Origin of the sequence: Rhodococcus sp. ACS1, assembly GCF_002300155.1 — a bacterium.
Taxonomy (GTDB): Bacteria; Actinomycetota; Actinomycetes; order Mycobacteriales; family Mycobacteriaceae; genus Rhodococcus_F; species Rhodococcus_F koreensis.
The window spans coordinates 641,349-662,586 of sequence record NZ_NSDZ01000005.1; the positions used below are offsets into that span (position 1 = coordinate 641,349).

Annotated in this window: 20 protein-coding genes; 9 read left to right on the forward strand and 11 right to left on the reverse strand. The window is 66.7% G+C overall.

Annotated features, from left to right (window positions below):
• Positions 1 to 6: 6 nt before the first annotated feature.
• From CJ179_RS23710 to CJ179_RS23720, 3 genes are all read right to left on the reverse strand, one after another.
• Entirely contained in the window at positions 7 to 384 is a 378-nt protein-coding gene (locus CJ179_RS23710) for a VOC family protein (RefSeq protein ID WP_095863061.1), read from the reverse strand.
• Between the two features lie 139 nt (positions 385 to 523).
• Entirely contained in the window at positions 524 to 871 is a 348-nt protein-coding gene (locus CJ179_RS23715) for a hypothetical protein (RefSeq protein WP_072939359.1), read from the reverse strand.
• Between the two features lie 2 nt (positions 872 to 873).
• On the reverse strand, positions 874 to 2,106 hold the full coding sequence (locus tag CJ179_RS23720) for a Rieske 2Fe-2S domain-containing protein (RefSeq protein WP_072939357.1): 1,233 nt from the start codon (positions 2,104 to 2,106) through the stop codon (positions 874 to 876).
• Between the two features lie 190 nt (positions 2,107 to 2,296).
• Between CJ179_RS23720 and hsaA the strand changes: the two genes are divergently transcribed.
• From hsaA to hsaB, 4 genes are read left to right on the forward strand one after another with little or no spacing between them, the layout of a single operon-like run.
• Entirely contained in the window at positions 2,297 to 3,472 is a 1,176-nt protein-coding gene (gene hsaA, locus CJ179_RS23725; RefSeq protein WP_072939355.1) for a 3-hydroxy-9,10-secoandrosta-1,3,5(10)-triene-9,17-dione monooxygenase oxygenase subunit, read from the forward strand.
• A gap of 8 nt (positions 3,473 to 3,480) precedes the next feature.
• Positions 3,481 to 4,359, forward strand: coding sequence for a 4,5:9,10-diseco-3-hydroxy-5,9,17-trioxoandrosta-1(10),2-diene-4-oate hydrolase (gene hsaD / locus CJ179_RS23730; RefSeq protein ID WP_072939353.1), 879 nt, complete (start codon positions 3,481 to 3,483; stop codon positions 4,357 to 4,359).
• A complete protein-coding gene (gene hsaC / locus CJ179_RS23735) occupies positions 4,359 to 5,261 on the forward strand; it encodes an iron-dependent extradiol dioxygenase HsaC (RefSeq protein ID WP_072939352.1) in 903 nt (300 codons plus the stop codon). The genes hsaD and hsaC overlap by 1 nt, the downstream gene beginning before the upstream one ends.
• On the forward strand, positions 5,258 to 5,845 hold the full coding sequence (gene hsaB, locus CJ179_RS23740; RefSeq protein WP_072939349.1) for a 3-hydroxy-9,10-secoandrosta-1,3,5(10)-triene-9,17-dione monooxygenase reductase subunit: 588 nt from the start codon (positions 5,258 to 5,260) through the stop codon (positions 5,843 to 5,845). The genes hsaC and hsaB overlap by 4 nt, the downstream gene beginning before the upstream one ends.
• 4 nt (positions 5,846 to 5,849) lie before the next feature.
• On the opposite strand, the gene CJ179_RS23745 is transcribed toward hsaB, so the two are convergent.
• A complete protein-coding gene (locus CJ179_RS23745) occupies positions 5,850 to 7,298 on the reverse strand; it encodes an NAD-dependent succinate-semialdehyde dehydrogenase (protein WP_095863062.1) in 1,449 nt (482 codons plus the stop codon).
• Positions 7,299 to 7,413: 115 nt separating this feature from the next.
• On the opposite strand from CJ179_RS23745, the gene CJ179_RS23750 reads away from it, so the two are divergent.
• The 3 genes from CJ179_RS23750 (at position 7,414) to CJ179_RS23760 (ending at position 10,127) form a co-directional block, all read left to right on the forward strand.
• The gene (locus CJ179_RS23750; protein WP_095863063.1) at positions 7,414 to 8,655 is read left to right on the forward strand and encodes an aspartate aminotransferase family protein; all 1,242 of its coding nucleotides are present in this window, start codon (positions 7,414 to 7,416) and stop codon (positions 8,653 to 8,655) included.
• A gap of 68 nt (positions 8,656 to 8,723) precedes the next feature.
• Positions 8,724 to 9,218, forward strand: coding sequence for a DUF3830 family protein (locus CJ179_RS23755; protein ID WP_095863064.1), 495 nt, complete (start codon positions 8,724 to 8,726; stop codon positions 9,216 to 9,218).
• Positions 9,219 to 9,305: 87 nt separating this feature from the next.
• Positions 9,306 to 10,127, forward strand: coding sequence for a PhzF family phenazine biosynthesis protein (locus CJ179_RS23760; RefSeq protein WP_095863065.1), 822 nt, complete (start codon positions 9,306 to 9,308; stop codon positions 10,125 to 10,127).
• On the opposite strand, the gene CJ179_RS23765 is transcribed toward CJ179_RS23760, so the two are convergent.
• Both CJ179_RS23765 and CJ179_RS23770 read right to left on the reverse strand, forming a co-directional pair.
• Entirely contained in the window at positions 10,124 to 11,290 is a 1,167-nt protein-coding gene (locus CJ179_RS23765; protein WP_095863066.1) for an iron-containing alcohol dehydrogenase, read from the reverse strand. The two genes, CJ179_RS23760 and CJ179_RS23765, sit on opposite strands and share 4 nt — an antisense overlap.
• Positions 11,291 to 11,302: 12 nt before the next feature.
• Positions 11,303 to 12,793, reverse strand: coding sequence for a CoA-acylating methylmalonate-semialdehyde dehydrogenase (locus tag CJ179_RS23770; RefSeq protein WP_095863067.1), 1,491 nt, complete (start codon positions 12,791 to 12,793; stop codon positions 11,303 to 11,305).
• 110 nt (positions 12,794 to 12,903) lie between these two features.
• Here CJ179_RS23770 and CJ179_RS23775 point away from each other — a divergent pair, with 110 nt between their 5' ends.
• Positions 12,904 to 13,797 (forward strand): LysR family transcriptional regulator, encoded by an 894-nt coding sequence (locus tag CJ179_RS23775; protein ID WP_072939332.1) that lies wholly within the window; start codon positions 12,904 to 12,906, stop codon positions 13,795 to 13,797.
• 1 nt (position 13,798) lies between these two features.
• On the opposite strand, the gene CJ179_RS23780 is transcribed toward CJ179_RS23775, so the two are convergent.
• From CJ179_RS23780 to CJ179_RS23800, 5 genes are all read right to left on the reverse strand, one after another.
• On the reverse strand, positions 13,799 to 14,863 hold the full coding sequence (locus CJ179_RS23780) for a LacI family DNA-binding transcriptional regulator (protein WP_095863068.1): 1,065 nt from the start codon (positions 14,861 to 14,863) through the stop codon (positions 13,799 to 13,801).
• 310 nt (positions 14,864 to 15,173) lie between these two features.
• Positions 15,174 to 16,154 (reverse strand): nitronate monooxygenase family protein, encoded by a 981-nt coding sequence (locus CJ179_RS23785; protein ID WP_095863069.1) that lies wholly within the window; start codon positions 16,152 to 16,154, stop codon positions 15,174 to 15,176.
• A gap of 27 nt (positions 16,155 to 16,181) precedes the next feature.
• Positions 16,182 to 16,979, reverse strand: coding sequence for an amidohydrolase family protein (locus tag CJ179_RS23790; protein ID WP_257015734.1), 798 nt, complete (start codon positions 16,977 to 16,979; stop codon positions 16,182 to 16,184).
• 51 nt (positions 16,980 to 17,030) lie between these two features.
• Positions 17,031 to 18,389 (reverse strand): MFS transporter, encoded by a 1,359-nt coding sequence (locus CJ179_RS23795; protein WP_095863070.1) that lies wholly within the window; start codon positions 18,387 to 18,389, stop codon positions 17,031 to 17,033.
• A gap of 172 nt (positions 18,390 to 18,561) precedes the next feature.
• Positions 18,562 to 19,416 (reverse strand): LuxR C-terminal-related transcriptional regulator, encoded by an 855-nt coding sequence (locus CJ179_RS23800; protein ID WP_072939569.1) that lies wholly within the window; start codon positions 19,414 to 19,416, stop codon positions 18,562 to 18,564.
• 167 nt (positions 19,417 to 19,583) lie between these two features.
• Here CJ179_RS23800 and CJ179_RS23805 point away from each other — a divergent pair, with 167 nt between their 5' ends.
• Entirely contained in the window at positions 19,584 to 21,200 is a 1,617-nt protein-coding gene (locus CJ179_RS23805; RefSeq protein WP_095863071.1) for an AMP-binding protein, read from the forward strand.
• The last annotated feature ends 38 nt before the right edge of the window (positions 21,201 to 21,238 follow it).

Consider the following 21,238-nt stretch of genomic DNA (forward strand, 5'->3'; position numbering starts at 1 on the left):
CACGGGTCAGCGGGCGGTCTCCCACAGCCCGACGACGTTGCCCTCGGAATCGGTGAAGTACGCGGCGAAACCCATGTTCCCGACGGATGTTCTGCCGGTGACGGTCTTCCCGCCGAGGGATTCGATCCGTTCGAGGGCGGATTCGATGCTCTCGACGTCGACGGTGACCACGGGGGAGGTGACCTCCCCGCGCTGCATCATGCCGCCGTTGATGTAGCCGGGCTCGTCGGGCATGCCGCTCTCGCCGACGGGTCCGGTGGTGACCATGCTGTATTCCATGTCGGGGATCTCGGCGATGGCCCACCCGAATGCGTCGCGATAGAACGCTCGTGCGCGGTCACCGTCGTCGAAGGGGATCTCGAAGTGCACGATTCGGCCTGTCATGGCACGCCTCCGTGGTTCGGCTGACGCCGCCGCGTCCGACGGCACATTCCAGCGTAAGCGCCCGATGTGACATTCGTGCAGCTCCTGACTGCACGAATGTCACATCGGGCGATCTACCCGGGCGCGCAGGCGCCGGCGACTATTCGACTCGATCTCGCACGTCGATGAACCCCTCCATCACCGCGTGATCGATGCTGTCCCACAGCCGCGGGCACCCTTCCCGGAGCGCGGTGGACTTTCCCTCCCCGGCGGCGTCCCGGAAGGTCGGGCACGTCTTCGCGGGGTCGTCCGTCCACTGGACGCTCGTGTGCTCGAGGCTGTTCTTGCGCACCAGCACACAGGTTCCGCACGTACGGCACTCGACTTCGTTCATGCCGTCGTCGAGGTAGCTGGCCTTGTCGGCCACCGTCTGCGCATGAATGGCCTCGAGCCGGGCAGGCTGCCCGGCGAAGTCGGGAGCTTTGGCCCATTCGGTCGAGGCACTCATGATCAGACCTGCGCTTCCCTGCTGTCGGACCCCTCGGCGGTCGTCTTCTCGGACCCCTCGGCAGTCGTATTCTCGGACCCCTCAGCAGTCGTCTTCTCGGACCCCTCGGAGGCCTCACGTTCGGCCTTCTGCCGGGCCAGGTTCTCGTCGACCTCGTGCTGCCAGGCCTCGTTGGCCTTGGTGGTGTCGACCTCGAACTCGAAGCGCTGCGTCATCTTGTCGGTGACGTCGGCGACGTCGACGTAGAACTGGTCGTACCAGCGTCGCAGCTGGTAGACCGGACCGTCTTCGTCGCAGAGCAGGGGATTGTCGATCTTGGTCTTGTTCTTCCAGATCTCGACGTCCTGCAGGAAGCCCTCGGCGATGCCCTCGGTGAACTTCGCGGCCAGTTTGTCGGCCGTCACGTCGTCGATGCCGGCGGGTTTCTTGACGGTGACGCCGTACTGGAGCACGAACGAATTGTTCGTCACCGGATAGTGGCAGTTGATGAGAACGCTCTCGACCTCGTACCCGCCGTAGCTGTTCCACAGTGGATTGATCATGTAGGACGGGCCGTAGTACGCGGCCTCGGAGCGCAGCAGCGATTCCATGCCGTATTGCGTCGCCATCCCGACGTCGGGACGGCCCTTCGTGTTGAGGTACTGCGTCGCGACGTGGCCTTCGAAGACGTTCTTGAAATACGTCGGGAACGCGTAGTGGATGTAGAAGAAGTGCGCCATGTCGACCACGTTGTCGATGATCTCGCGGCAGTTGGAGCCCTCGATCAGCATTGAGTTCCAGGTCCAGTCGGTCCAGTCGTCGCTGTAGGCGCCCTCGATGCGGGGGATGGTGACGTTCTCCGGCGGGGGGTTGCCCTCCGGGTCGTTCCAGACGAACAGCTGACCGTTCTGCTCGAGCGTGATCCATGCCCGGGTGCGGGCGATCGGGGGAACCCGGCGTGCGTAGGGAATGCTGGTGCACTTGCCGTTGCCGCCCCAGCGCCAGTCGTGGAACGGGCAGGCCACGGAATCGCCCTTCACGGTGCCCTGCGACAGGTCTCCGCCCATGTGCCGACAGTACGCGTCCAGAACCTTCAGTTCGCCCTTGCTGTCGGCGAAGACGACGAGCTTGGTGCCGAATGCCTCGATCGAATGCGGTTTGCCGTCCTTGAACGTCTTGGTCAAACCGAGGCAGTGCCAACCACGCGCGAAGCGCGTCTGGACCGTGCCCACATCGATCTCGCGAATCTGCGCCATTGTGCCCTCACATCCCTTCATGCTGTTAGTAGAACACGTTATAGAACTTCGACACGATCCGCCAGATTTTCGGGGGCTTTCTTCCAGACCTGGGCCCTCAATCAGCACCTTTGCCGGTATCTCGACATAAATGGGAACGTGTTCTAATCTCAGAAGACAAGTGAACCATCGAACGAGACAGGAGCGTCCTGTGGGTGACCATGACAGTCACGAGGTGATGCAGCGGCTCGACGCACTACTGCCGACGCTGCGAGAGCGGGCGCAGGAGACCGAGGATCTCCGTCGTATCCCCGACGATTCCATGAAGGCGCTCCAGGAGACCGGATTCTTCCGGTTGCTCCAGCCCGAACAGTGGGGTGGTTACCAGGCGGATCCGGTGCTGTTCTACTCCGCGGTGCGGAAGATCGCGAGCGCGTGCGGTTCCACCGGCTGGGTCTCGTCGATCATCGGTGTCCACAACTGGCACCTCGCGCTGTTCTCTCAGCAGGCGCAGGAGGACGTGTGGGGCAACGACACCGACGTTCGCATCTCGTCGTCGTACGCGCCGATGGGCGCAGGCCAGGTCGTCGACGGCGGATACACGGTCAACGGCGCGTGGGCCTGGTCGTCCGGCTGTGATCACGCCACCTGGGCGGTGCTCGGCGGTCCCGTCATCAAGGACGGCCGCCCCGTCGACTTCGTCAGCTTCCTGATCCCCCGCGAGGACTACCGGATCGACGACGTGTGGAACGTGGTCGGGCTCCGCGGAACCGGCAGCAACACGGTGGTGGTCGAGGACGTGTTCGTCCCGCGGCACCGCGTCCTCAGCTTCAAGGCGATGAGCACTCTCACCGCGCCCGGGCTCGAGCGTAACACCGCGCCCGTTTACAAGATGCCCTGGGGAACAATCCATCCCACCACCATCTCCGCGCCGATCGTCGGGATGGCCTACGGCGCCTACGACGCCCACGTCGAGCACCAGGGCAAGCGCGTCCGCGCAGCGTTCGCCGGCGAGAAGGCGAAGGACGACCCGTTCGCGAAGGTCCGCATCGCCGAGGCCTCGAGTGACATCGACGCCGCGTGGCGCCAGTTGTCGGGCAACGTCGCCGACGAGTACGCGCTGCTCGTCGCCGGTGAGGAAGTGCCGTTCGAGCTGCGACTGCGGGCGCGCCGCGACCAGGTGCGCGCCACCGGCCGCGCCATTTCGTCCATCGACAAACTGTTCGAGAGCTCGGGGGCCACCGCGCTGGCCAATGGTACACCACTGCAACGGTTCTGGCGTGATGCGCACGCCGGACGCGTCCACGCGGCCAACGATCCCGAGCGTGCCTACGTCATGTACGGCACAGGCGAATTCGGTTTGCCCATCACCGACACGATGGTCTAGGAGAACACGTGACGACGACCGAAGAAGCCCTCACGTTCGAGTCCACCTCGAAGTTCGCCCAGGTGCGGCCTGACCTGACGTTGCACTACCACGAGGCCGGCGTCGGCAACGACACCACGATCGTGCTTCTGCACGGTGGCGGTCCGGGTGCGTCGTCGTGGTCGAACTTCGCCAGGAACATCCCGGTTCTCGCCGAGAAGTTCCATGTGCTCGCCGTCGATCAGCCGGGGTATGGGTTGTCGGACAAGCCGACCGAGCACCCGCAGTACTTCGTGCACAGTGCGTCCGCGCTGAAGGACCTGCTCGACACCCTCGGCATCGGCGGACGCGTCCACCTGCTCGGTAACTCCCTCGGTGGCGGTGCCGCAGTGCGTTTCGCGCTGGACTACCCGGACCGCGCAGGCCGGCTGGTGCTCATGGGGCCGGGCGGGCTGAGCGTCAACCTGTTCGCCCCGGATCCGACCGAGGGCGTGAAGAACCTCGGCAGGTTCGGCTACCAGCCCACCCGCGAGAACCTCGAGGCGTTCCTGCGAATCATGGTGTTCGATCAGAAGCTGATCACCGACGAGCTGATCGACGAACGGTTCGCGGCCGCGAGCACCCCCGAGTCGCTCGCCGCGGCGAAGGCGATGGGAAAGTCGTTCTCCTCGGCCGATTTCGAACTGGGCATGCTCTGGCGCGACGCCTACAAGCTGCGCCAACGGGTGCTGCTGATCTGGGGCCGTGAAGACCGGGTCAACCCGCTCGACGGTGCGCTGGTGGCGCTGAAGATGATCCCGCGGGCGCAGTTGCACGTCTTCGGCGGGTGCGGACACTGGGCGCAGCTGGAGAAGTTCGACGAGTTCAACCGTCTGGCAACCGATTTCCTCCTGGACGGGGGTAAGTGATGAGTATTCGTTCACTGGCGTACATGCGCATCGAGGCCACCGACATGGCCGCGTGGCGCGAATACGGCCTCAAGGTGCTCGGCATGGTCGAGGGCAAGGGCTCCGACCCGGACGCCCTGTATCTGCGGATGGACGACTTCCCGGCTCGTCTCGTGATCTTCCCAGGGGAGCACGACCGGCTGTCGGTGTCGGGCTGGGAGACGGCAAATGCGGCGGAGCTGCAGGAGGTTCGCGACAACCTGTCGGCGGCCGGCGTCGCGTTCAAGGAGGGCACGGCAGAACAACTGCAGGACCGCAGGGTCGACGAGCTGATCACGTTCGAGGACCCGTCCGGCAACACGCTCGAGGCGTTCCACGGCGCGGCCCTCGAACATCGGCGGGTGGTCAGCCCGTACGGGCACAAGTTCGTCACCGGAGAGCAGGGTCTCGGGCACGTCGTCCTCTCGACGACGGACGACGAGGCGTCGCTGCACTTCTACCGCGACGTGCTCGGCTTCCGCCTGCGCGACTCGATGCGGCTGCCCCCGCAGATGGTCGGGCGGCCCGCGGACGGCAAACCGGCGTGGTTGCGGTTCTTCGGCTGCAATCCGCGGCACCACAGCCTCGCGTTCCTGCCGATGCCCACGCCCAGCGGCATCGTGCACCTCATGATCGAGGTTGAGAACTCCGACGACGTCGGGCTGTGCCTCGACCGCGCACTCCGCAAGAAGGTCAAGATGTCGGCCACGCTCGGCCGTCACGTCAACGACCTGATGCTGTCCTTCTACATGAAGACCCCCGGCGGCTTCGACGTCGAATTCGGTTGCGAGGGACGTCAGGTGGAGGACGAGAGCTGGATCGCGAGGGAGAGCACGGCCGTCAGCCTGTGGGGTCATGACTTCAGCGTCGGAATGCAGCCGTGAGCGAGGTGACCGGGGACGGGGCCGTCGCGGCCGAGGCGATCGATCCGCGACGGTTCCGGACGGTGCTCGGCCAGTTCTGCACCGGCGTCACCGTCATCACGACGATCGACGACGGCGTGCCGGTGGGGTTCGCGTGCCAGTCGTTCGCCGCGCTGTCGCTCGAACCCCCGCTCGTGTTGTTCTGCCCAACGAAGACGTCGCGGTCGTGGGCGTCGATCGAGCGCAGTGGCATCTTCTGCGTCAACGTGCTTGCAGAAGAACAACAGTCGACGTGCGCCCGCTTCGGTTCCCGCGATCCGGACAAGTTCGCCGGGATCGACTGGACGGCGTCGCCGCTGGGCTCACCGATCCTCACCGGTTCGCTCGCCCACATCGACTGCTCGCTCGAGAGCGTGCACGACGGCGGCGACCACTGGGTCGCGTTCGGCCGGGTCTCCTCCCTGAGCGAGATCAGGGAGGAGCGACCGCTGCTGTTCTACCGCGGGCAGTACACCGGCATCGAACCGGACAAGACGGTGCCTGCGCCGTGGCGCGACGACCTCGAGGCGTTCCTCACGACGTCCTCGGAAGACACCTGGCTCTAGATTTCTAGATGGCGACACCGATGTATTTGGTCTCGAGGAATTCGTCGATGCCGGTGGTCCCGCCCTCGCGCCCGAGCCCGGATTCCTTGACGCCACCGAACGGCGCGGCCGGGTTCGACACGACACCCTGGTTGAGCCCGACCATGCCCGACTCCAGGGCCTCGCACACGCGGATGCCGCGCTTGAGGCTCTCGGTGTACACGTAGGCCACCAGCCCGTACGGAGTGTCGTTGGCCCGCTCGACGGCCTCGGCCTCGGTCTCGAACGTACTGATCGCGGCGACCGGGCCGAAGATCTCGTTGTGGCACATCTCGGCGTCGTCGGGCACGCCCGTCAGCACCGTCGCCGGGTAGAAGTTGCCCGGGCGGTCGAGTGCCTCGCCTCCGGTGAGTACGGTGGCGCCGCGGTCGATCGCGTCCGCGACGAGACTGCTCACCTTCGCGACGGCGGCCTCGTCGATCAGCGGTCCGACGACGACGCCGTCTTCGGTGCCACGCCCGACGGGCAGCGCCTCCATCCGCTGTGTGAGCTTGCGGGTGAATTCCTCGGCGACCGAACTGTGCACGAGGATACGGTTGGCGGCCGTGCAGGCCTGGCCGATGTTGCGCATCTTCGCGGCCATCGCCCCGTCGACGGCGTCGTCGAGATTCGCGTCGTCGAACACGAGAAACGGTGCGTTGCCGCCGAGTTCCATGGACGTGCGCATGACCGTGCGGGCGCACAGTTCGAGTAGATGCTTCCCGACCTTGGTCGAACCGGTGAACGACAGCTTGCGGGCCCGGCCGTCGAGGATGAGGGGAGTGATGACCTCGTCGGGGCTGGACGTGGTGACGACGTTGACGACGCCGTCCGGCAGCCCGGCCTCGGTGAGGATGTCGGCGAGCGCCAGGATCGACAGCGGCGTCTGGGCGGCCGGTTTGATGACGGACGTGCATCCGGCGGCGATCGCGGGCCCGATCTTGCGGGTGCCCATCGCCATCGGGAAGTTCCACGGGGTGATGAGCAGGCTCGGCCCGACGGGCTGTTTGGTGACGAGGAATCGCGATCCGCCGCCCGGCGCCGTCGTGTAGCCGCCGTCGATGCGGACGGCTTCCTCGGCGAACCAGCGGAAGAACTCTGCGGCATAGGCGATTTCACCACGGGCCTCGGTGAGCGGCTTGCCCATCTCGAGTGTCATGACGAGCGCGAGCCGGTCGACGTTCTCGAGCAGCAGACGGTGCGCGTTCATGAGGATGGTGCTGCGTTCGCGGGGCGTGGTGGCCGCCCACGACGGTTGCGCGGCCACCGCGGCGTCGAGTGCCTCGCGGGCCTCCGCGGCGTCGGCGTCGGCGACCGTGCACAGGAGTTGTCCGGTGGACGGGTCGTGGACCGGCATGGTGCGCGCACTGTCGCGCCACTTGCCGCCGATGAACAGGCCGGTCTGCACCGATCCGATTGCTGCGTCCTCGAGCATGATTTTTCCCCGTTCTCCGTTGCCGTAGGGACGGTCCCCATGTTATACAGATTGTCAACAATCTGACAATGCACTTGCCGACATTCGAAGGCATCTACGCGTGGGAGGGTTACCCGTGACTCGGCTATCTCCACTGCTCGCTCAGGCCACACCCGTGACGGTCGATCACGGTGAAGGTTGTTACCTCTACGGCACCGACGGCCGGCGCTATCTCGACTTCACCGCGGGCATCGGCGTCACCAGTACCGGGCACTGCCACCCGCACGTCGTCGAGGCCGCCCGCAGGCAGGTCGGCTCCCTGATCCACGGCCAATACACCACGGTCATGCACCAGCCGATGCTCGAACTCGTCGACCGCCTGGGGTCGGTGCTGCCCGAAGGGCTCGACTCGCTGTTCTTCGCGAACTCCGGAAGCGAGGCCGTGGAGGCGTCGCTGCGACTGTCCCGGCAGGCGACCGGCCGGCCCAACGTGATCGTCTTCCACGGCGGATTCCACGGACGCACCGTCGCGACGGCGACGATGACCACGTCCGGCACCCGGTTCTCGGCCGGCTTCAGCCCGCTGATGGGCGGCGTGCACGTGGCACCGTTCCCCAACGCGTACCGCTACGGCTGGTCCGAGGAGGAGGCCACCGCGTTCGCGCTCAAGGAACTCGACTACATCTTCGCGACGCTCACCGCGCCGAACGAGACGGCCGCGTTCGTCGTCGAACCGGTGCTCGGCGAGGGCGGGTATGTGCCCGGCAACACCGCTTTCTTCCACGGGCTCCGCGAGCGCGCCGACCGGTACGGCATCCTGCTCGTCATCGACGAGATCCAGACCGGGTTCGGTCGCACGGGCAAGTTCTTCGGGCACCAGCACTTCGACGTCCGCCCCGACATCATCACCATCGCCAAGGGTCTGGCCAGCGGCTTCCCGCTGTCGGGCATCGCGGCGTCCGAGGAGCTGATGTCCAGGGGCTGGCCGGGGTCGCAGGGCGGAACGTACGGCGGCAACGCCGTCTCCTGCGCGGCCGCGATCGCGACGCTCGAGGTCATCGAGAAGGAAGACCTCGTCGCCAACGCCGCCGCCCGGGGCGCGCAGTTGCTCGACGGTGCCCGCCGGAACGCCATCGATGGGATCGGCGACGTCCGCGGCCTCGGACTGCTCGTGGGCAGCGAGTTCACCGCCGCCGACGGCACCGCGGACCGTGCGAAAGCGGCTGCGGCGCAGCAACTGGCAGCGAAGAAGGGGTTGCTGCTGTTGACCTGCGGCGCCCACATGAACGTGGTACGGATGATTCCACCGCTCATCGTGACGGCAGACCAGATCGAGGACGCCCTGAAGATCTGGTCCGAGGTACTCGACGAAGTGTGACCAGCACCCGTGAGTACTTGTTAACCGCGGGCGGTTAAGAAGTACTCACGGGCTCCGAAGGAGGACCTGTGGCTCGCTACATCACCATCAGCCTGGACAAGCGCGGCGTGACGTGCCGTGCCCGGCTTCTCGACGAGGACGCGCCGCTGACGTGCGACGCCGTCTGGGACGTCCTTCCGCAGAGCGGCGACGCGTACCACGCCAAGTACGCGCGCAACGAGGTGTACACGCTGATCCCGCGGATCACGGCGGCACCGCGGCGGGAAAATCCCACCGTCACACCGATTCCCGGTGACGTATGCCTGTTCGACTTCGAGCCGTGGGAGATCGGCAACTCCGCCTACGGGTACGAACCGGGCTCCGAGGCGCACGCCGCGCAGGGCGCCACCGACCTCGCGATCTTCTACGGCCGCAACAACCTGCTGCTCAACGGCGACGTCGGCTGGGTGCCCGGCAACGTGTTCGCCGCCATCGAGGAGGGTCTGCCGGAACTGGCGGCCGCGTGCAACGAGCTGTGGATGCGCGGCGTCGAGGGCGAGACGATGAGCTTCGCCCGGGCCTGACTCGTGTGACGGCTCGAGGTGTGACCGGTCCAGAGTGTCCGGGATGGCCCTCGACGACCGTCGGGGTATCCGCCACCATCGGACGTTATGAAGCTGGACATCCATCAGATCGACGCATTCGCCGCCGGACCGTTCGAGGGCAACCCGGCGGCGATCATGCCGCTGACCGACTGGCTGGACGATGCGGTTCTCCAGCAACTGGCCGAAGAGAACAATCTGTCCGAGACGGCGTTCTACACCGCGCGCCTTCCCGCGGATGCGACGCCTCAGGACCCGGCACATCCGGCGTATCACCTGCGGTGGTTCACGCCGGCGGTCGAGGTGGACCTGTGCGGTCATGCGACGCTCGCCGCCGCCGCGCAGATCCTCGAGGACGTCCACCCGGATGCCGACCGGATCCAGTTCTGGACGCGGAGCGGCTGGCTGACCGTCGACCGCGGACCGGACGCGACGCTGGTGATGGACTTCCCGGCCGAACCGCCGGTGCCGATCCCGGCCGATCCCCGGATCGTCGCAGCACTCGGCATCCCGGTGCGGGAGTGCCTGAAGGCCACCGACCTCGTGTTCGTCGCGGAATCCGAACACGACATCGCGTCGATGACCCCCGACTTCGCCGTGATCAGTCCGCTGAAGGTGCGCGGCATCGTCGTCACCGCGGCATCGGACACGGACGGGGTCGATTTCGTGTCGCGATGGTTCGGTGCCGCGGCCGGCGTGAAGGAAGACCCGGTGACCGGGTCCGCGCACTCGCAGATCGCGCCGTACTGGGCTGCCACGCTGGGGCGTGGCAGCCTCGTCGGACGGCAACTGTCGGCGCGCGGCGGAACCGTTCATTGCGACGTGCGCGGCGACCGCGTCCACCTGTCCGGGGCCTACCGGCGGTACCTCAGGGGCACCGTCGAGTTCTAGCGCTGGCTGAAGACCTCCGAATACAGTGTCTCGATCTGCTCGGCGGTGGGCGCGACCGGGTTGTTGCCGGGTGACCCGGACGCCAGCGCCTGCTCTGCCATCAACGGAATGAGGCCGTCCCAGGCGTCGCGATCGATCCCGTATTCGAGCGGGGTCGGCACCTTCAGATCGTGACACAGCGTGCTCAGCGTCTCGACGAGGAACTGCGCGGCCACGGAATCGCCTGCCGATTCCGACGCGGCGCCGAACGCCCGCGCGCAGTCGGCGTAGCGGCTCTCCGCGCCCTGCACGGAGAACGCCGTGATCGCGGGAAGCAGCATCGCGTTCGACAGTCCGTGTGCGACATGGAAATGCGCACCGATCGGCCTGCTCATCCCGTGGACCAGCGCCACGCTCGAGTTGGAGAACGCCATGCCGGCCTGCATGGACGCGACCATCATCGCCTCCCGAGCGGTGCGGTCTTCGCCGTCCGCGTAGGCCGTGCCGATGTGCTTGCCGATGGTGCGGATCGCGGCGAGAGCGAGTCCGTCGGTGAACGGCTGGGCCTTCTTGCTGACGTACGCCTCGATCGCATGGGTGAGCGCGTCGATTCCGGTGTCCGCGGTCAGTCGCGGCGGCATCGACATCGTGAGTTCGAAATCCACGATCGCGGCGATCGGCAGGAACGACAGCCCCGGACACAGCATCTTCTCGTCGGAGGCGCTGTCGCTGATGACGGTGAACTGTGTCGCTTCGGAGCCGCTGCCTGCGGTGGTCGGGATCGCGATGATCGGCAGCGCCTTCCCGGTGTACACGTGCGGTGCCTTGTACGAGCGCATCTCGCCGCCGTTCGCGGACAGCACGGCCAGCGCCTTTGCGGTGTCCATCGGACTGCCGCCGCCGAATCCGATCACCGAATCCGCCCGGTGTTCGGCGACCATCCTCAGCCCGTCCGCCAGGGAATCGGTGGTGGGGTCGGGCACCGTGCCGTCGAACAGGGCGGGGTCCTTGCCTGCCGACCTGAGGAGGGCCATCACCCGGTCGGCCGCGCCGGTGCCGACGAGGTAGGAGTCGGTGACGAGAACCGGTCTCTGCAGACCCAATTGGTCGACGACCGAGCCGATCTCGTCGACTGCTCCGGCCCCGATCCGGGCGAACCGGGGGAGTGAGAGGTGTGCGCTCATGGGAGAGGTTCCTTATGCGTTCTGGGGGAATCCGAGGTTGAGGCCGCCGTGGCTGGGGTCGAGCCAGCGGGTGGTGACGACCTTGCCGCGGGTGAAGAAGTGCACGCCTTCGGCGCCGTGGGCGTGGGTGTCGCCGAACAGGGAGTTCTTCCAGCCCCCGAAGGAGTAGTAGGCCATCGGGACGGGGATGGGGACGTTGATGCCGACCATGCCGACCTCGACCTCGTTCTGGAATCGGCGGGCGGCGCCGCCGTCGTTGGTGAAGATGGCGGTGCCGTTGCCGAACTGGCTGGAGTTCACCAGTTCGAGGGCTTCGTCGTAGGAGTCGACCCGGATCACGGAGAGGACGGGTCCGAAGATCTCGTCGGTGTACACGGACATGTCGGTGGTGACGTGGTCGATCAGGGTGGGTCCGAGCCAGAACCCGTCCTCGCCGCCGTCGGGCTGCACGGTGCGGCCGTCGACGACGATGGTGGCGCCGTCGGCCTCGCCGGCGTCGATGTAGGAGGCGACCTTGTCGCGGTGCACCTTCGTCACCAGCGGTCCCATGTCGGAATCGCGGGTGCCGTCACCGATCTTCAATGTGTCGGTGCGGTCTTTGATTTTCGCGACGAGTTCGTCGGCGATGTCGCCGACGGCGACGAGGGCGGAGATGGCCATGCAGCGTTCGCCGGCGGATCCGAAGCCGGCGTTGACCATGGCGTCGGCGGCCAGATCCAGGTCGGCGTCCGGGAGGACGATGGCGTGGTTCTTCGCCCCACCCAATGCTTGGACACGTTTGCCGTGGGCGGTGCCGGTGGCGTAGACGTACTGGGCGATGGGGGTGGATCCGACGAAGCTGATCGCCTTGACAGCCGGGTTGGTGAGGAGTTCGTCGACGGAGGTCTTGTCGCCCTGCAGGACGTTGAACACCCCGGCCGGGAGGCCGGCTTCGGCCCAGAGTTCGGCCATCCAGGTGGCGGCGGTGGGGTCCTTCTCGGACGGCTTCAACACCACCGTGTTGCCGGCGGCGATGGCGATGGGGAAGAACCACATCGGGACCATGGCGGGGAAGTTGAAGGGGGAGATGATGCCGACGGGGCCGACGGGTTGGCGGAGGGAGGAGACGTCGACGTTGGTGGAGGCGTTTTCGGTCATGCCGCCTTTGAGCAGGTGGGCGATGCCGCAGGCGAATTCGACGACCTCCTGGCCGCGGGAGACTTCGCCGAGGGCGTCGGAGACGACCTTGCCGTGTTCGGAGGTGATGATCTCGGCGAGTTCGCCCTTGCGCTGGTTGAGTAGTTCGCGGAACTTGAAGATGATCTGCGTCCGCTTGGCGAGGGAGGTGTCGCGCCAGGCGGGGAAGGCGGCGGCTGCGGCGTCGATGACGGCGCGGGCGTCCTCGACGCTGGCGAGGGCGACCTGTCCGGTGACGGCGCCGGTGGCCGGGTTGGTGACGGGGGCGGTGTTGCCGCTGGTGCCGGGGAAGGTCTTGTTGTCGAACCAATGGGAGATGACGGCCATGGGATGTACTCCTGGAAAGGTGGGGTGACCACGAGTCTGCTGGGCAACAATGCCTGCGTCAACGAGTAAAATGGCACTTCGGACTGCAGATTTGCACGAGGGTGAGGGTGATGTTTACCGCAGACAACATGCGTTACCTCCTGGAGTTGTCGAGAACCGGCCGCCTTGCCGACGCGGCGAAGCGACTCGGTGTCGATCACACGACCGTCTCGCGGAAAATCACCCGACTCGAGAAGGACACGGGCACCAGGCTTTTCGACCGCGGGGTGTCGGGATGGCAGCTCACCGAAGCGGGCAGGCGGCTGGTTCCCCACGCCGAGGCGGTGGAGACCGCGGTCCTCGCCGCACTCGACGAGACGTCGTCGCGGGGCGGGCTGACCGGCACCGTCCGGATCATCACGCCCGACGGTTTCGGGTCGTTCGTGCTGGTGCCGGGTCTCGCGGCGGTGCGGTCCGAGCACCCCGATCTGTTCACCGAACTCGTCACGTCGACCACCCACGACCTACTGACCGGGCGCGACTTCGACATCGCCGTCACCCTCGAACGACCGTCGCCGCGGTCCGTCGTGGTCCGCAAACTGGCGGAGTACGACCTCCGCCTGTACGCGTCACGGCACTACCTGAGCGAGCACGACCCCATCACGGCCCTCGAGGATTTACGCCATCACACGCTGATCTGGTACGTGGACGCGTTCCTCGACGTCGAACCGCTGCGCATCCTCGACGCGCTGATCCCGGATTTCCAAGCGCAGATCCAGACCAACAACATCGCCGGCCACTACCAGGCGGTGAAGCACGGCGTCGGGATCGCGCCACTGCCGAGTTACATCGGGGCGCTCGATGAGGACCTCGTGCCGATCCTCACCGACGACTTCATCGCCCACCGCACCTACTGGCTGGTCGTGCCGCGGGAACTGACCCGACTGGCCCGGGTCAAGGCGATCACCGAGGCACTCTACTCCATCGTCGACGACAATCCCGAACTACGCGGCGCAACAGGTTAACTCATTGATCGGTGGGCGGGGGACCGGCGCTCTCGCGGACGACGAGTTCGGTGGGCAGCGTGATTTCCCGACCCGCTCCGCCGCCGATGATGTCGAGCAGCAGTTGGGCGGCCTCGCGGCCCTTGTCGACGAGGGGTTGCCGAACCGTCGTGAGTCCCGCGGTGCGGGCCGAGGGAATGTCGTCGAAACCGACCACCGACAGATCCTCGGGCACCCGGAGGCCGCGTGCCTGGGCGACGTCGATCGCGGCAAGGGCCAGCAGGTCGGACGCTGCGACGACCGCGGTCACGGGTCCGGCGTCGAGCAGCGTCTCGACGGCGGTGCGGGACAACTCGTAGTCGAACCCGCCTGCTTCGACGACCACGGCAGACGACCACGGCACCCTGTGTTTCCGGCAGGCGGACGCGTAGCCGGCGAGTCGTTCCTTCATCACGTGGTCGCGGGCTGCCCGGGTGCGGGCGGCGTCGACACGCCCGCCCTTGCCGTCGGGCACGAGGCGGTCGACGAGAAACCCGACACGGCGGTGCCCGAGGGAGAGCACGTGCTCCGCGATTTCCTTGGCGGCCTGCCGATCCTGGATTCCGACCCGGGGCAGCCCGCCAGGATTCGGACCGTCGATCACGACGATCGGCAGCCGGCGGCTCATCGCCGTCTGCATTCCGGGGTGGCCCTCCGGCATCGCGTACGCGAGGAAGCCGTCCACCGCGCCGCGCACGAGCACCCCGGAGCCCTCCGCTACCCGGGTGGACTCGAGGGGGCAGGGCAGCAGCGTCAGCGCGACCTCGGCGAGTTCACCGACCTCCGAGATGCCCTTCAGCAGCTGTGAGGTGGCGGGATCGTCGAAGGCGTAGCGCAACGAGTCGGTGATCATCAGCCCCAGCGCACCGACCTGCCCGGTGCGGAGGTTGCGGCCCGCGGGGTTGGGGCCGGCGTAGCCGAGTTCCGCGGCCACCTGGAAGATGTGGGCGCGCCGCGCCGCGGATAGCTTGTGGGGCTGGTTGTACGCATACGAGACCGCCGCCTGGGACACGCCTGCCGCCCGGGCAACGTCGTGCATCGTGGTCACGAATGCCGATCCTCTCCGTCACGCGGTTACCCGGCCCAGCTTATCGGCCGGACCGCGCGCGTCTTCGGGGTGTCAGCTCGCCCTGGTGACGACGAGGTCACGTCGTCGTGCCCTGGATGAGACAACGCTCCGCGGCGCTGGGGAGCGCATCACCGCGTCCGGGTGCCGGATCTGTTCGCAATGTGACCACATATGTGGCCGGCGCGCTGCGGGCTCATCCGCGAAAACCGGACAACGCGGTCGGTACCCATGTCGACCGGACTGGATCACCGCCGCGCTGCCTGGTCAGGTGTCGCGTGAGAAGACCTGTTCAGCCGGCCAGTTGGTCGCGCAATGTTCGGATGATGATGTGTTGTGCGTCTGTGAGGATCGAGTCGACTACCTCCTCGCAGCTGCCGATGCCGTGAATCAGGCCCTGGGCCTGGCTTGCCCACCAGAGCCCGCCTTCGACGTCACCGTTGCCGTACACCTGCTCGCGGCCGCGGGCGCCGCTGGCCAAATGGGCGATGTCGCCGAAGCCGGCACCTGGGCGCCGGGACAGGTCGAGGATCTCTTCGGAGACCGAGTTGCGGGCAACGCGTGCGGAGTTGTGGAACTCGCGGAAGACGATGACGGTGTCGCGTTCGGTGTTGTCGACGATCTGTTGCTTGACGTTGTGGTGGATGGGTGCCTCGGTGGTGGCCATGAACCGGGTGCCCATGTTGACGGCGGATGCACCGAGGGCAAGGGCGGCGACGAGTCCTGCGCCGGTGGCGATTCCGCCGCTCGCGATGATCGGGATGGTCAGTGCCCGGGCCGCGGCGGGGATGAGCACGAGGCCGGGAACGTCGTCTTCGCCGGGGTGGCCGGCGCATTCGAAGCCGTCGATGCTGATCGCGTCGACGCCGAGTTGCTCGGCCTTGACGGCGTGCCGCACGGAAACCGCCTTGTGAATGACCTTCACGCCGGCCGCCTTGAAGGCGGGCAGGTGCGGGGCGGGGTTGCCGCCGGCGGTTTCGACGATGGTGATGCCGCTGTCGACGATGGCGTCGCGGTATTCGTCGTAGGGCACCGGCTGGATGGTCGGCAGGATGGTGAGGTTGACGCCGAACGGCTTGTCGGTGAGGTCGCGGCAGCGGACGATCTCCTTGACCAGCGCCTCAGGGGTCGGTTGGGTCAGGGCGGTGAGGAATCCGAGCGCCCCGGCGTTGGCCACCGCGCTGATGAGGTCTGCGGTGCCGACGGCGGTCATGCCGCCGCACACGATGGGGTGCTCGATCCCGAAGGTCTCGGTGAAGGTGTTGGTGAACAAAGTGGTTCCTCGATGTGGGTTTGGTGGTCAGGACGGGAGGTCAAATGCGCGGATTGCGTTCTCGCGCAGAAACGCTGCACGCGTCTTTTCATCGAGCTCGAGCTTGTCCAACCCGGACAGGCAGTCGGGGGCCGGCCAGGCCGGGTGGTTGGAGCCGAACAGCACCTTGTTCCGGCCGTGCCCGCGGAGGTAGTCGACGATCTCCGCCAGGTAGCGGGAGGTCTTGTACGCGGAGGTGTCGATGTAGACGTTCGGGTACTTCGTGGCCAGCGAAATGGCTTCACCCGTCCACGGAACTCCGATGTGGCCGGCGATGATCCGTAGTTCGGGGAACTCGAGGGCCACGTGGTCGAGGTACGGGATCGGGCGGCCGGGTTCGGAGGGGCACAGCGGGCCGGTGTGCCCGATCTGCGTGCAGAAGGCGATGTCGAGGTCGCAGCACGCCGCGTACAGCGGGTAGTACCGGCGGTCGTCCGGAGGCAGGTCCCACAGCCACGGCAGGACCCGCAGGGCGCAGGCGCCGTACTCCTCGACGCATCGGCGCAGTTCTCGTACCGCCTCCATCGGCTGGTGGAGGTTGACGGAGGCGACCATCAGGAAGCGGTCCGGGTGGCGTTTGACGATGTCCCCGACCTCGTCGTTGCTGATCAGCGGTCCCGCGGGGGCGTGCCAGGCGCTGAGCAGGCCCAGTTCGACGCCGGCCTCGTCCATCCGGTCGATCGTCCACGACACCGGCGGTTCGGTTTCGGGGATGGTTCCCTTCGACCAGTGGCGCAGGGAGTCCAGGAACGGCATGTCGAGCCATCGCTGGGTCGGGTGCTGCATCCAAGTGTCGATTGTGTTGGTCAACATGCTGCCTCTCGAAGTGATTCCTTCTCAGGCGGTTTCGGGAATAGGGCGAGCCGCCCGACTGTTGCCGGTTCCGGTGTCCTCCATGGCGCGGTGCCGGGTTTCGGGCAGGGCGAGGGCACAGGCGAAGCTGAGGAGGCCGAACCCGGCGAGCATCCACCCGACGGCGGTGCTGCCGTATCGAGAGGTCAGTTCCGCGGCGAGCATGGGTGCGGTGCCGCCGCCGATGACGCCGGCGATCGCGTACGCCATACCGGCGCCGGTGTAGCGGTATTCGGTGTGGAACATCTCCGGGAGCAGTGCCCCCGCGGGACCGTAGGAGACGCCCATGATGACCAGGGCGAGGGCCAGGCCGGCGAGGAACGCGAGCGGGGAGCCGGTGTCGAGGAGGGGGAAGAGCACCAATCCTCCGGGGATGGCCACGATGCAGGAGGCGAGCACCAACTTGCGGCGGCCGATTCGGTCGGAGTAGATGGCGGACAGGATGATTGCCGCGCAGAAGACGGCGGCGGCCAGGAGTCCGAGGGACAGAACTGTGGTGCGGCTCAGGCCGAGGGTGGCGGTGCCGTACGAGGTGAGGTATGCGGTGCCGATGTAGAAGAACGCGAACATCATCGCCAGGGATCCGGCGGCAACGAGCAGCTCACGGGGCTGGTTCTTGAAGACCCCGAGGAGCGGGCCCGCGCCGGTGTGGCGACTCTGGGTGGCCTGACGGGCGAACATCGGTGTCTCCTCCACCTTCAACCGGACATAAAGGCCGATGAGCACGAGGAGTGCGCTGGCGATAAAGGGGATCCGCCAGCCGTAGTCGAGGAACGCCTGCGAGGTTTCGCCGACGAAGACGTTGACCGCCAGGAAGGTGCCGTTGGACAGAGCGAAGGCCAGTGACGGTCCCAGCTGCGGGAATACCGCGTACAGGCCCCGTTTGCCGGTGGGGGCGTATTCGGTGGCCAGCAGGGTTGCCCCGGCCCATTCACCGCCGACGGCGAGGCCCTGCGCAATCCGCAGCGCAATCAGCGCGATCGGTGCGGCCACACCGATGGTGGCGGCACCGGGGAGCAGTCCGATGAGGACGGTGCTGATCCCCATCAGCAGCAGTGTGCTGACCAGTGTCTTCTTGCGGCCGATCCGGTCACCGAAGTGGCCGAAGATCGCGGCTCCGAGGGGCCGGGCGACGAACGCGACGGCGAACGTGGCGAAGGACGCGACGGTGCCGGCGGCGGTGCCGAGGGCGGGGAAGAAGACCTTCGGGAAGACCAGTGCTGCCGCGGTGCCGTAAATGAAGAAGTCGTAGAACTCGATGGTGGTGCCGGTGCAGCTGGCAATGGCGACACGGCGCATCGGGGTGGTCGGTGGGCTCGTTACCGGGTCGACGGTTCGGGACATCTGAGATCTCCTGCTCGGTGGGCCCATCCGCCCGCTGGCGGAGGAGCTGAGGTACGACGAGCAGTGTGAGCGCCGTTACATCGGGTCCTACACCCCCCAAAGTGGGTTGCCCTCCCGGGCAGCTACTTTCGTGGGTACGGTTCGGGCGTGCCGAGTCCCGCGTTCGCACGGGTCAGCGGAGGAGACCGCGCTCACGGGCGGCGAGGATCGCCTGCACCCGGTTGGTCGCGTGCAGTTTGCGCATGGCGCTCTTGAGGTAGGACTTGACGGTGTTGGGCAGCAGACCGAGGGCCTCGGCGACCTCACGGTTGCTCAGCCCGCGTGCGACGTGTTCGAGCACGTCGACCTCGCGGGGCCGCAGCAGCGTGGGGGGTTCCTGCGATCTGGCAGACCCCAGCACGGGCGCAAACCGGTTCCCCACGGCCTCCACTTTGGCGCGCAGGGTCTCGTCCTCGATCTGGTCGGCCAGGTTCGTCAGTTCCTGAGCGATGTCGTACAGGTCGGCGCGACTGAGCGTCGCCCGGTCGGCCTCGGCAGTGGTGCGCATGAGGCTCAGCCGTCGCCGCACTTCGTCCTCGACCGCGATGTCGCGTTCGAGCCGCCGGACCAGCGGGGTGAAGCTGTCGAACCAGCGGTCGCCCAGGCGCACATGGGTGCGGGCCGCCAGGTAGATCAGGATCCGGGGCGTGCGGTCGACGATGATCGGAAGCGCGGCCAGGGTCTCGATCGCTTCCGGTCGCACGGCGTGGTCGTAGACGTGGGTGATGCCTTGCGACGAGATGTAGTCGGCCACCGACACCGGGCGGGCGAGCATCAGCGCCTTGCCGCCGAGTCCCTCACCGTTGCGGACGACCAGGTTCACCGCCGAGCGGGTGCGGACCCCGGTCAGGTCGGTGATCTCCATCGCCGCTGCCCCGTGATGCACCGGCCCACCGAACACCATGTCCATTCCGGCGTGCTTTCGGAGAGTCTCCAGCGAGCGCGCGAGGATGCGCCGTTCGATCGGCGTATCGGTTTCGAATGACATGGTCACGTCGGCCTCCAACTAAACATCTGATCCCGAGGCTAGTGAGTGCCGTCACGCCGTGGCAACGTCGTACCCACGAAGGTGGGTACGACATCCCCGACCTACCTTCGGGGGTCCCGCTCCGTTCGTTTCACGGGTCACATACCTCCCAGAACGGAGGAACACACATGGACATCAGGCTGAGTCATACCGTCGGTCCGACCGAGCGGCCGCTGCTCGAGATGACGATCGGCGACAACTTCGACCGGACCGCCTCGAGATTTCCCGAGCGCGAGGCTTTGGTCGACGTTCCCACGGGCCGGCGGTGGACGTACGCCGGTCTCCGCGCCGACGTCGATGCGCTGGCTTCTGCCCTGCTCGAGGAGGGGATCGTCCCCGGGGACAGGGTTGCGATCTGGGCCCCGAACTGCCCTGAATGGGTGCTGGTGCAGTTCGCGGCGGCGAAGGTGGGTGCCATCCTGGTGAACCTCAATCCCGCATACCGCTCCCACGAACTCGAATACGTCCTCACCCAGGCGGGGATCCGGCTGATGTTCGCGGTCCAGTCGTTCAAGACCTCCGACTACGAGGCGATGGTCGCAGAGGTTTCGCCCCGGTGCCCGGGGCTCGATCGGGTGGTAATTTTCGGCAGCGACGAGTGGGCGTCACTGTTGATCCGCGGAGATCAGGCCTCGTCCGAACGGCTCACCGAGGTGCAGGCCGTCCTGTCACCGGACGATCCGATCAACATCCAGTACACGTCGGGAACCACCGGGTCGCCGAAGGGTGTCACCCTCTCGCACCGCAACATCCTCAACAACGGGTTCTTCGTCGGCGAGCTGCTCGGCTACACCGAACTCGACCGGATCTGCGTGCCGGTGCCGTTCTACCACTGCTTCGGCATGGTCATGGGCAACCTCGGGGCCAGCACGCACGGCGCGTGTGTCGTCATTCCGTCACCGTCGTTCGATCCCGTCGCCACGCTGACGGCGTGTGCGCAGGAGCAATGCACCTCGGTATACGGAGTGCCGACGATGTTCATCAGCATGCTCGACGTCCCCGACTTCAGCTCATACGACCTCTCGTCGATACGCACCGGAGCCATGGCAGGCTCACCGTGCCCGGTGGAGATCATGAAGCAGGTCACGGCGTGGGCACCGGAAGTGGCGATCGCGTATGGAATGACCGAGACATCCCCGGCCTCCACCCAGACCTGGGTGGACGACTCCCTGGACCGGCGGGTGTCCACCGTCGGCCGCGCCCACCCGCACGTAGAGGTCAAGGTCGTCGATCCTGAGACCGGCGAGGCCGTGCCACGAGGACGGTCCGGTGAATTGTGTGTCCGCGGTTACTCGGTGATGCTCGGCTACTGGAACGAACCCGACAAGACCGCCAAGGCCATCGACGCTGACGGCTGGATCCACAGCGGCGACCTCGCGGTCATGGACGAGGACGGGTTCGTCGCCATCACCGGACGGATCAAGGACATGGTGATCCGCGGCGGGGAGAACATCTACCCGCGGGAGATCGAGGAGTTCCTCTACACCCATCCCGACGTCCTCGACGCCCAGGTGATCGGAGTTCCCGACGACAAGTTCGGGGAAGAGCTGATGGTCTGGCTGCGGCTACGCGAGGGCGCCGAGAAGATCGACGCCGACAACCTCCGGGAGTTCTGCACGGGCCGACTCACGCACTACAAGATCCCGCGCTACGTGCACTGCGTCGACGAGTTCCCCATGACCGTCAGTGGGAAGGTCCGCAAGGTCGAACTGCGCGAACAAGCTCTCCAGATCCTCGGGTTGTAGACCCGAACACGCCCATACTCGAACAACATTCACGACAA

Excerpts from the sequence above, each read along its gene's own strand:
- CJ179_RS23775 (WP_072939332.1), top strand. The coding sequence starts at position 12,904 with ATGTTTACCGCAGACAACATGCGTTACCTCCTGGAGTTGTCGAGAACC.
- CJ179_RS23720 (WP_072939357.1), bottom strand. The coding sequence starts at position 2,106 with ATGGCGCAGATTCGCGAGATCGATGTGGGCACGGTCCAGACGCGCTTC.
- CJ179_RS23760 (WP_095863065.1), top strand. The coding sequence starts at position 9,306 with ATGAAGCTGGACATCCATCAGATCGACGCATTCGCCGCCGGACCGTTC.
- CJ179_RS23745 (WP_095863062.1), bottom strand. The coding sequence starts at position 7,298 with ATGCTCGAGGACGCAGCAATCGGATCGGTGCAGACCGGCCTGTTCATC.
- CJ179_RS23770 (WP_095863067.1), bottom strand. The coding sequence starts at position 12,793 with ATGGCCGTCATCTCCCATTGGTTCGACAACAAGACCTTCCCCGGCACC.
- CJ179_RS23710 (WP_095863061.1), bottom strand. The coding sequence starts at position 384 with ATGACAGGCCGAATCGTGCACTTCGAGATCCCCTTCGACGACGGTGAC.
- CJ179_RS23805 (WP_095863071.1), top strand. The coding sequence starts at position 19,584 with ATGGACATCAGGCTGAGTCATACCGTCGGTCCGACCGAGCGGCCGCTG.
- CJ179_RS23765 (WP_095863066.1), bottom strand. The coding sequence starts at position 11,290 with ATGAGCGCACACCTCTCACTCCCCCGGTTCGCCCGGATCGGGGCCGGA.
- CJ179_RS23795 (WP_095863070.1), bottom strand. The coding sequence starts at position 18,389 with ATGTCCCGAACCGTCGACCCGGTAACGAGCCCACCGACCACCCCGATG.
- CJ179_RS23790 (WP_257015734.1), bottom strand. The coding sequence starts at position 16,979 with ATGCAGCACCCGACCCAGCGATGGCTCGACATGCCGTTCCTGGACTCC.
- hsaC (WP_072939352.1), top strand. The coding sequence starts at position 4,359 with ATGAGTATTCGTTCACTGGCGTACATGCGCATCGAGGCCACCGACATG.
- CJ179_RS23800 (WP_072939569.1), bottom strand. The coding sequence starts at position 19,416 with ATGTCATTCGAAACCGATACGCCGATCGAACGGCGCATCCTCGCGCGC.
- CJ179_RS23715 (WP_072939359.1), bottom strand. The coding sequence starts at position 871 with ATGAGTGCCTCGACCGAATGGGCCAAAGCTCCCGACTTCGCCGGGCAG.